Here is a 14,361-nt window from a genome sequence, read left to right as displayed (position 1 = left end):
CTTCGATCAGTGGAAGAAATGACGGGTTCCGGTCAGGTACATGGTCACGCCGGCCTTCTTCGCCGCTTCGATGACCTCCTCGTCGCGAATGGAGCCGCCCGGCTGGACGATCGCCTTGACGCCCGCCTTGATGAGGATTTCGGCACCGTCCGCGAACGGGAAGAACGCGTCGGATGCGGCGACCGAACCGGTGGCGCGATCGGCGCCGTCGGCCAGCGTGTTGGCGCGCTCGACCGCGAGATTGCATGAATCGACGCGGTTGACCTGTCCCATGCCGATGCCGACCGTGGCCTGGTGATGCGCCAGAAGAATCGCGTTGGATTTGACGCAGCGAACGGCGCGCCACGCGAACAGCAGATCGTTGAGCGTGTCGGGATCGGCCGGCTCGCCGGAGACGAGCTTCCACGCATCGGGATCGTCGCCGGGCGCGTCGATCAGATCGGTGGTCTGCACGAGCAGGCCGCCGTCGATCTGACGGAACTGGACGTGCCCGAGCGGCGGCTGCGCGACCTTGAGGATGCGCAGGTTCTTCTTCTTCGTTGTGAGCAGTTCAAGCGCCGCCGGCTCATAGTCGGGCGCGACGATGACCTCGGTGAAGATCGGGCGTACCGATTCGGCCATCTCCAACGTGACCGTCGTGTTGCAGGCGATGACGCCGCCGTAGGCGCTCATCGGGTCGCATGCATGCGCCTTGCGATGCGCTTCGGCAGCGGTCGCGCCGATCGCCAGGCCGCACGGATTGTTGTGCTTGACGACCGCGACGGCGATCTGCGGCGCGAAATCCCACACGGCTCGCCACGCGGCGTCGGCATCGACGTAGTTGTTGTAGCTCATCGGCTTGCCGCCGAGCTGTTCGGCGTGGGCGAACCCGTCACGGTGGAGCGGATCGATGTACAGCGCCGCCTTCTGATGCGGGTTCTCGCCATAGCGCAGCACATGGGCGCGATCCCAGGTACGCGTGAATGCGGCCGGGAACTTTGCGTCGTCGACCACGTTGCCGTTCTCGTCGACGTCCGGGACATCGATGCTGTCCGGACGCGTCCAATGCTTCGACGTCCACTCGTTGATCGTGGCGTCATAAGCCGCCGTATGTGCGAATGCCTTGGCAGCAAGCCAACGACGCTCCTCCAGCGAGAAGCCGGTGCCGTTCGCGACGCGCTCGGCCACCAGCGCATAGTCCGCCGGATCGGTGACGACGGCCACGGATGCGCTGTTCTTCGCGGCGCCGCGCACCATCGAGGGGCCGCCGATGTCGATCTTCTCGATCGTGGCGTCCTCGTCGGCACCGGAGCGCACGGTGTCGGCGAAGGGGTAGAGATTGACGACGACCAGATCGAACGGCCTGATACCGAGCCGCTCCAGCTGAGCGGCATGGTCGGGATTGGTCATGTCGGCGAGAATGCCTGCGTGAATATGCGGGTCCAGCGTCTTGACGCGGCCATCCAGGCTTTCAGGGAATCCGGTGACCTTGGAGACCTCGGTCACGGCGACGCCAAGGTCGGACAGGCGTTTGGCGGTCGAACCGGTGGAGACGACCTCGACGCCGGCCTTGATGAAGGCCTGTGCGAGGACCTCGATGCCCTCCTTATGAAAGACTGAGACCAAAGCCCGTCGAATCGGACGGTGCGTGTTCGTCATGCTGTTCCTCCTTGGATCCTGCGAATCCGGCAACTGTTCTTGCGGTTGATCTTTCGGCTGCACGATCGCCTTGCGCGACCGTACGGGTGGTGGTCGATACGACTGGGCCGGCACTCGTCGGCCTGACATGCCCAGCCGTGACACGCATATGCATCCAGCGTATCCCGAAACGTCCGGCAACGCCAATCAGCACGAGCAGCCATGCGACGAGCAGTCCGAGCGCGGTGCCATGCCCGACGACTCTGGTCGATTGCACGACGTCGACGCCGAGATGCGCGAGTCTTGCATGGCCAAGCCCTCCGTTCGACAATGCGAACAGAATGCTCATCGCGAGCGCCACGACGCCGCTGGCAAGGCAGAACGCACCCGCTGGGTATGCCAGGCCAAGCAGCGATCTGCGCTCGCTGGGCCAGTCGAATCCGCTGCCTGCCTTGGATTGGGCGGTGCCATCGCCGCCGCCCTCACCGTCCGCGGCGTTATCATCGCCATTGTCGACATCATCCACCGTGCTGCCGCCCTCGGCTCGGGCAGCCTTCGCACTGCCGGCCACCGTGCTGCCGATGGTTGCATTGTCGGCCGCCACGACGCTGGACATCGCATTGCCGTTCAGTACAAAGCACCCTCGCTTCGTGATCATGGCGATCAACGCGATCAGCATGCTCAGCAGCAACGGCAATGCGGTCAGCAGCATGCGAATCGTATCGTCGCCTACCGGTTCGGGCAGCAGTCCGAATACCGGCAGAGCCGGCAATGACGACGCCTGACCGCGCCACAGCGTGAATTCGGCGATGTCGCCTATCGCGAACCCGCCGCCGAACAGCCATGACAGGGCCCATATGCACAGATTCGGCAGCCATGCCACGCACGCGATCGTCGTGACGATGCGCGAGCCCGTGCCCATGCCGATCAGCTCATAGAGACGAACCACCGCCGCATGGTTGCGTACAATCCATACGATCACCGTGATCAGACCGATGGCGAGGTACGCCAGCACCAGTGTGCAGCCGAGCCGGAATCCAATGTGCAGGGTCGTGCGAACTCTGTTCGATACGTGCTCGCGCCACAGATCCGCTGCGCGCGAGACCAGCCGTGATGTGAACGCGGCGGCGAGCAGGTAGCCGATGGTGAATACGATCGCGCATTTGAGCAGCACGATCCACGCATCGTCCTGCAGACCGGTCTGCGTGCCCTGCCGCGCCAGCTCGCTCAACATCAGCCATACGATCAGACCGCCACAGTACCCGGCGGGATCGGTGGAGCATCGTTGGCAGAACGCGCGAATCAACGCGATCAGCATGACGGTCAACAGCAGCGGCATGATGGTCACGGTCACGGGAAGCACTGAGAATCCCACGCCCTCGCTGAGCAGTATGATGGCGCACATGAGCGACCATGTCGCCGAGGTGAGATTGTCGCCGCCCTCCTCCATCGAGATGACCAAAAGCATCAGCGCGATGAAGCAGCCGATCGACACGGCATACAACGTCATGGCGATGAGCGATGCCACACCGCCGCGTCCGAAGGAAACCAGCCGTCGAATCATATCAGAGCGCGTTCGTGCAGCATCTGACGCATGAGCTGCGCGGCCTGCCCTGGAGTGCGTCCGACCGGTATGCCGACCGCCTCCAACGCCTCCTTCTTGTCTTTGGCGGTGCCTTTGCCGCCGGACACGATCGCGCCGGCATGCCCCATCTGCTTGCCTTCCGGCGCAGTGAATCCGGCGATGTAGGCGACGACGGGCTTGGTCATGTGTTCCTTGGCCCAGCGAGCGGCATCCTGTTCGGCATTGCCGCCGATCTCGCCGATCATCATGACGGCCTTGGTATTCTCATCCGCTTCAAAGGCGGCAAGTGCCTCCTGCAGCGTGGTGCCGACGATCGGGTCTCCGCCGGCCCCGAGGCATGCGGTGAATCCGATGTCGCTGAGTTCGCCCATCAGCTGGTAGGTGAGCGTGCCGGATTTCGAGACAAGACCGAGCGGTCCGCGTGAGACGATGCCATCGGGGATGATGCCGAGATTGACTCCATGCGAATCCGCGGATGACGCGGTGGTGAGCAGTCCGGGGCAGTTCGGACCGACGATGCGTACGCCCTTGCGCAGGGCGAGTTCGACGAAGTACGCGCTGTCGGCGACCGGAATGCCTTCGGTGATGACGACGATCAGTGTGATGCCCGCCTCGATGGCCTCGACGACCGCGTCACGCGCGAATCGCGGCGGCACGAACACCACGCTGGCCTGGGCCTGTGTTGCGGAGAGCGCATCCGCACAGGTGGCGTACACGGGAACGTCCACATCGGACCCGTCGGTGGGATTCGACGCGGCAAAACTCACCACGGTTCCTGCCTTGCGGGGGTTGACTCCTGCGACGATGCGCGTCCCGGCCTTAAGCATGCGCGCCGTATGCGTCATGCCCTGATGGCCGGTCATGCCCTGAACGATCACGGGGGCATCGTCCGCTATGAACACTGTCATCGGTGGCTCCTCTCACTTGCGCTCTCGCCTGCGGCCGCAAGTCGGGCGGCGGTCTGCGCGGCCTGTTCCATCGTGGGTTCGACGTGTAGGTTCGGATTGGAGGAATGCGCGAGGATGCGCAGTCCCTCGTCGGCGGCGTTGCCGTCGAATCTGACGACGATGGGCTTCGATGAAGGCAACCGATCCAAGGCCTCCAGAATGCCCTGTGCGACCAGTTCGCATGAGGTGATGCCGCCATAGACGTTGATGAACACCGAGCGCACCTGAGGATCGGAAAGCACGATCTCCAAGCTGTCGCTCATCACCTGCGCGGATGCGCCGCCGCCGATGTCGAGGAAATTGGCGGGCTTGATTCCGGTGCCTTGATCCTCGCCGGCACCGGAGACCGCGTCAAGGGAGCTCATGACCAGTCCCGCGCCGTTGCCGATGACCCCCACCTCGCCGTGCAGATGCACGTAGTGCAGTCCCTGCTCACGCGCCTTCATCTCATAGGGATCGGCATCGATGGGGTCGATGAACCGTCGCCATCCGTCATGGCGGAAGGCCGCGTTGTCGTCGAGGGATATCTTCGCATCCAGTGCGCACAGCGACTTGCTTGACTCGTCGTCGGGATCGCCGATCTTGGCCAAGGGGTTGATCTCGACGAGCGTGGCGTCGTTGCGTTTGAAGCATTCCCACATGCTCAGCAGTATGCGGGCCGCCTGACCGGCGTCGGCATGATAGAAGCCGATGCTGTCTGCCATGCGCGTCGCGGCCTCGAGGTCAAAGTCGTCCAACGCATCGATATGCAGCCTTTTCACCGATTCGGGGTGCTCCTTGGCGATCTGTTCGACCTCGGTGCCGCCATTGGCGGTAGCGAGCACGTCGAAGTCACGCGAGGAGCGGTCGACGGAGATGGACACATAGTACTCGTGGAGGATGTTCTTCGCCTCGGCGACCAGCACGCCATTGACCTTGTGCCCGTGAATCGTCATCGGGAACATGGATTCGGAGATCAGCACGGCCTCGTCGCGATCGTGGGCGATCTTCACGCCTCCCGCCTGACCGCGATGGCCGATCTTGACCTGCGCCTTGATGACGCACGGGTATCCGAGAGTATCGGCCGCCTCGGCGACCTCGTGGGAGTTCTGCGCGTAGATGGCCTTCGGCGCGGCGATCCCCTCTTCCTCCAGCAGCTGTCGTGCCTGATATTCGTATAGATCCACGATAATCCTCTCAGTGCGTTCAATGCGGACGATGGGCGATGCGGGGCATCGTCGGGTTGCCTGCTTGGTTGCGTGCGCGTCTTACGATTGCGTTTCTTATGCGTGCGCGACATGCATGTGCGTGTGCATATGCATGTCGCGTTCGCATTGCGTCAGGCGGGCATGGAGACGAGCGAGCTCGTCGGCAGGCCGCCCAGATGGGACAGGCCGTCCAAGCCGATCAGCTCCATGACGAAGCTGAACCCAACCACGACGCCTCCCGCCTTGACAATGAGATCGGCGGCGGCCTTGGCCGTGCCGCCGGTCGCGATCAGATCATCGACGATCAGCACGCGCTCACCTGGATGGACGAGATTCGTCTCCACTTCGACGGACGCGGTGCCATATTCGAGATCATAGGACTCGCCTATGGTCTGCGGCGGAAGCTTGCCCGCTTTGCGAATGGCGAGAAACCCCTTGCCCAGATGCGCGGCCAGCGCGGGGCCGAACAAAAAGCCTCGGGCCTCAAGACCGGCGATGGTGTCGAATGAGTCCGCAGGAACCGGAAGCGCGCTCTGCATGCCCTCCAACAACAGACGAAGCGCGCGAGCGTCTGAAAGCACCGGCATGAAGTCTCTGAAGATGATGCCTTCCTTGGGGAATCCCGGTACCGAGCGAATGCGCGAAACCACGTATTCGGCGTTCTCATGCCCAATGCGTTCAAGCTGCTCGATCGTGATGTCGGATTGCGTCATGCTGCGTCCTTCCTCATCCGTCACGTATTCGGCGGCCGCCAGCAACGCCTGACGACCGCCTACCTATTACTTGGTCTTCTCGTCGTGCTCCGAATCGGAAGCGTTCTGCGAGGAATCCCCGGCGTTGACGTCCTCCGCCTCGTCGACAGGCACCTGCGCCTGATCGTCGCTCTGCTCAGGCAGCGGATTGCCGTTCTCATCCACCTCATCATCGTGAATGAACGCAGGGCGAACATATTCACGCGCAATGGCGTCGAGAGCGAAACGCATCTTGGAGCCTTCGGAGTCGATGACGATCTCCTCGTATTCGGTGTCGACGGAGACGACCTTGCCGATGACACGGCCGATGGTGATGACTTCGGTCCCTGGCTGCAGATTGGCTCGGAAATCCTTGCGCTCCTGCTGCTGTTGCTTGCTTTTGCGGGACTGGAACCACATCATGACCATCATCACGACGACGATGATGAGAAGCGGCAGCATCTGTCCCAAGCTCTGTCCAGGCACGATTGAAACTCCTTCGCGATTGCGGTGCATCCATGTGCCCGCGTTTCATGTACGGTATACAACAGGTATATATGCATCCGAGGTCAGAAGTCTAGAATAGCTTGCTGACATCATCATTCGGTTCAAGGCCCAGATGGCTCCAGGCCTTGGCCGTGGCCACACGCCCCTTGGGCGTGCGCACCAGAAAGCCCTCTCGAACCAGATACGGCTCGCACACCGTTTCAACGGTTTCGGACTCCTCACCGACCATGGCCGCCAGATTGTTCAATCCCACCGGACCTCCGTTGAAGTTGCGGACGATGGCGTTGAGCACTGCGACATCCAGCCGGTCCAACCCCTCCGAGTCGATCTGGTACAGAGCCAGAGCCTCCTTGACGTCGGACTGTCCGACAACATCGAGATCATGCACGATCGCCCAGTCTCGCACACGGCGAAGCAGTCGGTTCGCGATTCTCGGCGTGCCACGGGAACGCAGGGAAAGCTGTTCGGCGGCCCCCTCCCCCAGCGCGACCCCCAGCACCGTGGCGGAACGCTCGATAAGCCGTTCCAACTCCTCGTGGGGATAGTAGTCAAGGTGCGCGGTGAAGCCGAAACGGGCGCGCAGCGGCGAAGGCAGCATGCCCTCACGCGTCGTGGCGCCGATCACCGTGAATCGGGGCAGTGTCAGCGGAATCGACGAAGCGCCCGGCCCCTTGCCCACCATGACATCGACGCGGAAATCCTCCATCGCGATGTACAGCAGCTCCTCGGCCGCGCGGGGCAGTCGGTGGATCTCGTCGATGAACAGCACCTCGCCGGCATCCAGCGAACTAAGGATCGAAGCGAGATCGCCCGCATGCTGGATGGCGGGACCGGAGGTGATGCGAATGGGCACGCCAAGCTCATTGGCGACGATCATCGCCAACGTGGTCTTGCCCAGACCGGGAGGACCGGCGAGAAGGATATGGTCCGGAGGAACCTCGCGCTTGCGCGCGGCGTCAAGGAACAGCTGCAGCTGCGCCTTGAGACGCGGCTGCCCGATGAACCCCTCCAACGCATGGGGACGCAGCTCCTCGTCACTGACCGGTTCGTTGTCGAGCGGAGCCGCGGACACCATGCGCAACGACTCCTCGTTGGCACCCGAGTTGCGCTGCGAACCGTATTCGACTGAGTCCTCCGCCACCACGGGATCGATATGATTCGCCATACTCACCTGCCTCTATCGAGCGAGCTCAGCGCGAGCTTGAGCACTCTCGGCACATCGCCGCTCGACAGCGGCAGTGCGATGTCGTATTCATCACAGACGTGACTGACCGCCGACTGCGCGTCGGACTGCCGCCAGCCCAACGACACCAATCCTTCGACCACCTGCGCGAGATTGCCGTCATTCGCCTCGCCGCTCGGCGCGGCCTCGTCGCCCATGAGCGCATCGAGATCTATGGAACCCTTGAGCTCAAGGATGATCTTCTGCGCTCCCTTGCGCCCAAGCCCGGGAGCCTTGGCCAACGCGGCGGCATCGTTGTCGGCCACCGCCTTGGCCAGACGTTCCGGGTTCAGCGTGGACAGCAGCGACAACGCGACCTTGGGACCGATGCCACTGACCTTCTGCAGATCGAGAAACATGCGCTTGGACGCCAGCGAAAGAAACCCGTAGAGCGTGATCGCATCCTGCGACACGTTCAACGACGTATACACGCTGGCCTCACGCCCGGCATGCAACGACGACAGATCCGCCATCGGCATGCGCACCTCATAGCCGACGCCGCCCACCATGATCAGCGCGCTTGAGGCGCCCACCTGACCGACTTCGCCGACGAGCATTCCTATCATGGCATCTCCTCGAAATCAGCATTGCGACATGAGCAACGGCACTGCCGCATCACCACCGTATGCGACAGCCACCGTCACGACACCGCAACAAAATCGTACATCCGTTCGATATCACCCTAGCGGATGCACGCGACTACATGCCGCGATCCGCGCCGCGTCTGCGCGTCGCATGCTGCGCCGCCTGCGCCCACTGACGCTGCGCGGCGGTCAGATGCTGCTCGCGCTCCCCTCCCTGCAAGGCGCCTGCGGGGCGCAGCGCATGGCAGATCGCCAGCGCCAGCGCATCGGCCGCATCCGCGGGGGTCGGCATCGTGTTGAGTCCGAGAATACGCGTGACCATACGCTCGACCTGCACCTTCTGGGCCTGCCCGTTGCCGGTGATGGCCAGCTTCGCCTCGGTCGGCGTGTGCAACGCCACCGGGATCGTGCGCTGTGCGGCGGCAAGCATGGCAAGGCCGGCGGCCTGGGCGGTTCCCAACACGGTGTTGCGATTCGACTGGGCGAAGACACGCTCGATGGACACCGCGTCGGGCGCGAACCGTTCGATCTTCGCCACCAGACCGTTGTAGATCGCCAGCAGTCGCAGATCCTGCGACATATCCGGCGACGAACGAACCACATCGACATGAATAAACGAAAGCCGGCGATGGGCGCCGGCTTCGATCACGCCGACCCCGCAGCGCGTAAGCCCGGGATCGACGCCAAGAATGATCACGAGGAACTACTCCTCGTCATCGAGCTGAGCCATGACCTCGTCGGAGGCGGTCCAGTTCGCATAGACGTTCTGCACGTCGTCGAGGTCATCGAGATTGTCGATGAGCCTAGAGACCTTCTGCGCATCCTCGAACGTCAGATCGACCTCGTTCTTCGGACGCATGACCATATCGGCGGAGTCATAGTCGAAACCGGCGTCCTGCAGGGCCTTGCGCACCGTGTGCAGATCGGAGGGATCGGTGACGACGGTGAAGACGTCGCCATCGTCGACGACATCCTCGGCACCGGCGTCGCCGGCCTTTTCGAACAGATCGTCGAAATCAACGCCTTCGCTGGGGACCTCGATCTGGCCCTTGCGCTCGAAGTTGAAGCTCACGGAACCGGAGGTGGCCAGCGAGCCGTTGCCCTTGGTCAGCGTGGAACGCACCTCGGCGGCAGCACGGTTGCGGTTGTCGGTCAGGCATTCGATGATCAGGCCGACACCGGCGGGAGCGTAGCCCTCGTAGACGATGTCCTCGTAGTTGGCGCCGCCGGCTTCCTCTCCGGAACCGCGCTTGATGGCGCGCTTGATGTTGTCGGCGGGCATTGATGCCTTCTTGGCCTTGTACACGGCATCATAGAGGGACGGGTTGCCGTCCGGATCGCCGCCGCCCATGCGGGCCGCGATCTCGATGTTCTTGATGAGCTTGGCGAACAGCTTGCCGCGCTTGGCGTCGATGGCGGCCTTCTTGTGCTTGGTGGTCGCCCACTTGGAATGACCTGACATGAATGCTCCTAGCAAGTTACGAATAACTGTCAAACGAATTGATTCTAAACCGGTTCGCAGACAAGGCGGCAATCGCAGTCGCGACATGAGACGACGGCGGTCTGTCGCATTACGAATGCATGCACGAATAAATACACGAATGAATACACGGGTGAATGACGGATGGATACGAGTGTAGATACGGATGATGGGGAGCATTCCAGTGAAGGAATGCTCCCCATCACAGTGATCCGCTATGGGTCCGCCAGTCAGCGAACCCTTACGCGCGGCGCTTGCGCAGCACCATCACAGCGGCACCGCCTACGACCAGCAGTCCTGCCGCCGCAGCCATCGCCGCGACGGATACGCCGGTGTTCGACAGCTTGTCGCCAGTCTCCTTCTTCGGCTCGCCGGGCTCCTTGCCGGTGTCCTTGGCCTTGACGGTCACCGTGCGGACGACGGTGGCGATGTTGCCCGCCTTGTCAGAGACACGGTAGGTGAACGTGTACGTTCCGGGCGTGTTCACGTCGAGTCTGCCGTATCCGCTGATCCTCGTGGTCACGTCGCCGTCGACGTCATCGTATGCGGTCACACCGGCGCGGGGGTCGAACTTGGCTCCCACGAGAATCGTCACGTTATCGGCACCCTTGATCACCGGAGCCACCGTGTCCTTCTTGCCGGTGTCCTTGGCCTTGACGGTCACTGTGCGCGTCACCGAAGCCGTATTGCCGGCCTTGTCCGACACCGAGTACGTCAGCTCATAGGCTCCCGGCTTCGACGTATCCACCGAACCGTCCACCGTAATCGACGTGGTCAGATCGCCATCGACATCATCCGTGGCGGTCACACCATCCAACGGATTAAACGACACGTCCTGATCGATCGTCACGTCGCCGGCGCCCTTGATCACCGGAGCCACCGTGTCCTTCTTGCCGGTGTCCTTGGCCTTGACGGTCACTGTGCGCGTCACCGTCGTCGTTTTGCCAGCCTTGTCCGACACCGAGTAGGTCAGCTTATAGGCTCCCGGCTTCGACGTATCCACCGAACCAGACACCTTGATCGACTTGGTCAGATCGCCATCGACATCATCCGTGGCGGTCACACCATCCAACGGATTAAACGACACGCCCTGATCGATCGTCACGTTATCGGCGCCCTTGATCACCGGCTTCGTCGTATCCGGGTCCGGCTCAGGCTCCGGGTCCGGCGTCTCGATCGGAGGCCGCTCGCCGACCCATGCCTGTACGATGCGCCCGCCCTTGGTGGCGATGCTCATCGCCGACGCGGATGGAATCGGATACGAGTCGGAGCTGACGGTGACGTCGATCGTGCCGACCGCCTCATCGGCGGATGCGAGCGCGTCGGCCGGCAGCGTGGCGATGACATCGACGATCGAGTTCATGTGCGCGCTGTTGACGATCAGCTTGCCGTTGGCATCCTTCGACTGCGCGCCGAAGGCGGTCTTCATCGCGAGTTCCACCGGCAGATCGACCGTTGTGCCGTCCTTCTTGGTGTAGGTTGCAGTCACGTGCACGCCGTCGGTCGAGGTCAGTCCCGGTTCGGCGTAGCGGCCGATGACCGCCTTGCCGCCGTCGGCGAGCTTCTGCGCGGCCGAATCGACGGCCACGTAGGAGCCCTTCCAGCTGATTTCGGAGGCCTTGTGGAAGTTGTTGCCACGGTTCATCAGATCGATGCCGATGTCGGAGGCGCGCTTCACCCAGTCGGCGTAGTCCCTGCGATCCTGCTGCGTCCAACCGACCTCGGCGGTGGCCATCAGACGGGTGTACATGAGCAGTTCGGCATCGTTGAGCGAACGCAGATGCTCGCTCCACAGCGCATCCTCCACGCCGAGCACCTTCTCCTCGGTGGTGCCGGCCTGCGTGGTCGGATTCCAGTTATAGAAGTTGCTGGTGGTGCAGGCTCCACTACACGCCCAGCTGACGCCGGTGAGCTCGTTGCCCGGCTTCTGCGGGAAGTAGGCGTTGGTGGCCGGCGACATGATGATCTTGCCGTTGCGCTGGTTGAGCAGCTTCTGAATGTTCGCGCTGGTGGCCGCGTTGCCGGTCCAATGCTGGACGACCGACCCCTCGGGAATCTGATCGACCGCCGCAAGGCCGTCGTTCCAGACGATGGCGGTCTTGTTGTCCTTCTTGATCATGTCTCCGACGCGGCCGAGATACTGCTGTTCGCGCTGAACCTTGTCGCCGGTGCCGCCGCCGAGGAACAGCTCGTCGCCGCCCATGTGGAAGTACTGGCGCTTGATCTCGCTCGACGGCATCGACGAAGCGGCGATGCCCTTGTCGATCATCGAATCAAGCTGGTCCATGATGTGGCCGAGCACGGTGTAGGTGATCTCGGAGTCGGTGGCGAGGCTGCTCCTGCCCTGCGTCTCCTTGGTCAGGTCAGGCGTGTCCTTGCCGGCGGCCGGCTTCGGATTGGAGTTGCCGACGTTGAGCTCCTTGAGTCCGTGCAGCAGGCCGAGCGAGTGGCCGGGGCCGTCGATCTCGGGGACGATGGCGATGCCGCGGTCGGCCGCATAGGTGACCAGATCGGTGAACTGCGCCTGCGTATAGTAGCCGGGCAGACCGTCGATCGCGGGCGACCACGCGTTGTTCGGATACGCCGACGGATAGCCCAGCTTGCTGGACTTCTCCGCCAGCTTGGTGTAGTCGGTCGTGTCGCCGGCCGCGCGACCCTCGTTGGTGATCTCGATGCGAGCGCCCTCGTCGTCGGTCAGATGGATGTGCAGCGTGTTCATCTTGTACGCGCTCATCACATCGATCATGGTCTTGACCTCATCCGCCGTATAGAACGAGCGGGCCGGGTCAAGCAGCAAGCCGCGCCACTGGTAGCGGGGGGCGTCCTCGATGCGCACGGACGGCACGCTCGCCTGCGCGGCGAGCTTGACCGTGGAGTTGGCCCACGGCCCGACGAGCTGGATGAGCGACTGCGCCGCCCAGATGCCTGCCGTCGCGCTGCGCGCCTTGACGGAGATGACGCTCTTGGAGGTGGTGATCGTGTAGGACTCGTCCTTGCTGATCGACTGCGTGTCGCTCACCTTGTCGGAGACGTCGAGGTTCTTGTCAAGCTCGAACGACACCGCGCACTTGCTGTCGCCGATCGGCAGCTTCAGACCGTAGGATTCGCCGAGCGATTCGCGCAGCACGTCTGCGGCGGCCTTCAGGCTGTCGTCTTTGAGATACACGCAGGTGTCGTCGGTGAATGTGAACGTGCCGCCGCTGCGATTCTGCGAATACAGCGGCTTGGGAGTGAGTCGGCTGAGCGGATCGGTCTGTTCGGCGGTGATGGTGCCCATCACGCGCATCTCCCACACCGACAGCGAATAGTTCTGGCTTTTCGCCTTCGCCGTCATGCGAATATGCGAGGTGACCAGCGGCTGATCAAGCTTGGTTTCGACCCACTGGGCCTTGGCGCTGGCCTTCAGTCCGGTCTTCACATCGGTCCAGTTCTGCCCGTCGGTCGAGGTCTGGATTGAATAGTCGGTGGCATAGGTGTTGCCCCAGCCGATGTTGATGCTGGTGATCGTCGCCTTGCCGGGGAACTCGTAGGCGAGCCACCACGGGCCGCTGCCGCCGTCCGCGCTCCATCGGGAGGCGTCCGTGGCGTTGTGCACGCTCGGATTGGTGGCGTTGGCGGGCAGTTCCTTGTTGTCGGCGGCAAGAGCCGGTCCGAATCGGCCGGAGACCTCCTGGCCGGAGGCGGTGACCGTGGCGAGCGTCGCCAGATTGAACGGCGTAGCGGCCTGGGTGGCGGCCTGATTCGCGCTCGCATCCGTGTTCTCGATCGCAAGCGCGCCGGAGGCGGGCATCAACGCCATCGCCACGGCACCGACGATCGAAGCGAAGCGTATCGCTGAACGCCTGATACTCATCATATCGTTGTCCTTCTGTTGTTGCCGTTCTTCCTCGAACGGATCGGCTCAGCGGGCTTTCCATCATCGGTCCGACCACTGGGTTTGGTGGAAACTCTATCACGGACGTGAGATTTCGGTAAAGATAGTATGCATAAATGCGAGACGTCTGCTGTTTTCGTGGGTTGGATGGTGGGGCACGAGAGAGACGCGAGCGAGGAGCGCTGCTGTAGCGCAAGGATTTCTCGGGGAAAACGGCCATCTCGTAAAATCCTTGCGCAAAGAGGACCGTTAGCGCAAGGATTTCTCGGAAAGAGGGGGAACTTCGTAGAATCCTTGCGCTAAGACACTGCCTAGCGCAAGGATTCTACGAACTCAAATCCCGAAAAAGCCTTGCGCACAGGAAGCACATGAGAAGCACAAGAGAAGCACAAGAGAGACGGAAAGTGCAATCGAGAAAGGTAGAGAGGTAGAAAGAGGTAGAAAGAGGCAGAAAGAGGCACAGGAGGTGAGCCGGAGAAGGGTGCCAGAGCAGGGACACCGCTGAGCGCAAGTTCCGTGGTCCTTCTTGGACGATGAGCATCCTACCCGAATAGCGCCCTTCCTCTACCATCCCAACGGTTCAGCAACGAACCACCACACACGATAACGACACGACACAGCAGAGAC

11 protein-coding genes are annotated in these 14,361 nt (G+C 62.5%); all 11 read right to left on the bottom strand.

What is annotated here, in order from left to right:
* Positions 1–6 precede the first annotated feature (6 nt).
* Positions 7–1,638, bottom strand: a complete 1,632-nt coding sequence (gene purH / locus EHS19_RS05880; RefSeq protein WP_151916852.1) for a bifunctional phosphoribosylaminoimidazolecarboxamide formyltransferase/IMP cyclohydrolase — start codon at positions 1,636–1,638, stop codon at positions 7–9.
* Positions 1,586–3,181, bottom strand: a complete 1,596-nt coding sequence (locus EHS19_RS05875) for a cell division protein PerM (RefSeq protein WP_151916851.1) — start codon at positions 3,179–3,181, stop codon at positions 1,586–1,588. Before EHS19_RS05875 ends, purH begins: the two co-directional genes overlap by 53 nt.
* A complete protein-coding gene (gene sucD, locus EHS19_RS05870; RefSeq protein ID WP_151916850.1) occupies positions 3,178–4,110 on the bottom strand; it encodes a succinate--CoA ligase subunit alpha in 933 nt (310 codons plus the stop codon). The genes EHS19_RS05875 and sucD overlap by 4 nt, the downstream gene beginning before the upstream one ends.
* Positions 4,107–5,315, bottom strand: coding sequence for an ADP-forming succinate--CoA ligase subunit beta (gene sucC, locus EHS19_RS05865; protein ID WP_151916848.1), 1,209 nt, complete (start codon positions 5,313–5,315; stop codon positions 4,107–4,109). The genes sucD and sucC overlap by 4 nt, the downstream gene beginning before the upstream one ends.
* A 152-nt stretch (positions 5,316–5,467) precedes the next feature.
* On the bottom strand, positions 5,468–6,049 hold the full coding sequence (locus EHS19_RS05860; protein WP_151916847.1) for an adenine phosphoribosyltransferase: 582 nt from the start codon (positions 6,047–6,049) through the stop codon (positions 5,468–5,470).
* 66 nt (positions 6,050–6,115) lie between these two features.
* Complete coding sequence (yajC, locus tag EHS19_RS05855) at positions 6,116–6,529, bottom strand: preprotein translocase subunit YajC (protein WP_151916880.1); 414 nt, start codon at positions 6,527–6,529, stop codon at positions 6,116–6,118.
* A gap of 115 nt (positions 6,530–6,644) precedes the next feature.
* A complete protein-coding gene (ruvB, locus tag EHS19_RS05850; RefSeq protein ID WP_241677113.1) occupies positions 6,645–7,649 on the bottom strand; it encodes a Holliday junction branch migration DNA helicase RuvB in 1,005 nt (334 codons plus the stop codon).
* A 92-nt stretch (positions 7,650–7,741) separates the two neighbouring features.
* Positions 7,742–8,362: a Holliday junction branch migration protein RuvA gene (gene ruvA / locus EHS19_RS05845; protein WP_151916844.1), complete on the bottom strand. Its 621-nt coding sequence runs from the start codon at positions 8,360–8,362 to the stop codon at positions 7,742–7,744.
* A 133-nt stretch (positions 8,363–8,495) separates the two neighbouring features.
* Positions 8,496–9,077 (bottom strand): crossover junction endodeoxyribonuclease RuvC, encoded by a 582-nt coding sequence (gene ruvC / locus EHS19_RS05840; protein WP_151916843.1) that lies wholly within the window; start codon positions 9,075–9,077, stop codon positions 8,496–8,498.
* A gap of 6 nt (positions 9,078–9,083) precedes the next feature.
* Entirely contained in the window at positions 9,084–9,842 is a 759-nt protein-coding gene (locus EHS19_RS05835; RefSeq protein ID WP_151916842.1) for a YebC/PmpR family DNA-binding transcriptional regulator, read from the bottom strand.
* Between the two features lie 259 nt (positions 9,843–10,101).
* Positions 10,102–13,716, bottom strand: coding sequence for a family 20 glycosylhydrolase (locus EHS19_RS05830; protein ID WP_151916841.1), 3,615 nt, complete (start codon positions 13,714–13,716; stop codon positions 10,102–10,104).
* Between the last annotated feature and the right edge of the window lie 645 nt (positions 13,717–14,361).

This window comes from Bifidobacterium jacchi, from assembly GCF_009078285.1.
Taxonomy (GTDB): domain Bacteria; phylum Actinomycetota; class Actinomycetes; order Actinomycetales; family Bifidobacteriaceae; genus Bifidobacterium; species Bifidobacterium jacchi.
The sequence above is the reverse complement of the archived record's forward strand: the minus strand, read 5'-3'. Positions and strand labels throughout refer to the sequence as shown.

What these genes read in the sequence shown, in the direction of transcription:
- purH (WP_151916852.1), bottom strand. Translation starts at nt 1,638, where the DNA reads ATGACGAACACGCACCGTCCGATTCGACGGGCTTTGGTCTCAGTCTTT.
- EHS19_RS05875 (WP_151916851.1), bottom strand. Translation starts at nt 3,181, where the DNA reads ATGATTCGACGGCTGGTTTCCTTCGGACGCGGCGGTGTGGCATCGCTC.
- sucD (WP_151916850.1), bottom strand. Translation starts at nt 4,110, where the DNA reads ATGACAGTGTTCATAGCGGACGATGCCCCCGTGATCGTTCAGGGCATG.
- EHS19_RS05860 (WP_151916847.1), bottom strand. Translation starts at nt 6,049, where the DNA reads ATGACGCAATCCGACATCACGATCGAGCAGCTTGAACGCATTGGGCAT.
- yajC (WP_151916880.1), bottom strand. Translation starts at nt 6,529, where the DNA reads ATGCTGCCGCTTCTCATCATCGTCGTCGTGATGATGGTCATGATGTGG.
- ruvB (WP_241677113.1), bottom strand. Translation starts at nt 7,649, where the DNA reads ATGGTGTCCGCGGCTCCGCTCGACAACGAACCGGTCAGTGACGAGGAG.
- ruvA (WP_151916844.1), bottom strand. Translation starts at nt 8,362, where the DNA reads ATGATAGGAATGCTCGTCGGCGAAGTCGGTCAGGTGGGCGCCTCAAGC.
- EHS19_RS05835 (WP_151916842.1), bottom strand. Translation starts at nt 9,842, where the DNA reads ATGTCAGGTCATTCCAAGTGGGCGACCACCAAGCACAAGAAGGCCGCC.
- EHS19_RS05830 (WP_151916841.1), bottom strand. Translation starts at nt 13,716, where the DNA reads ATGATGAGTATCAGGCGTTCAGCGATACGCTTCGCTTCGATCGTCGGT.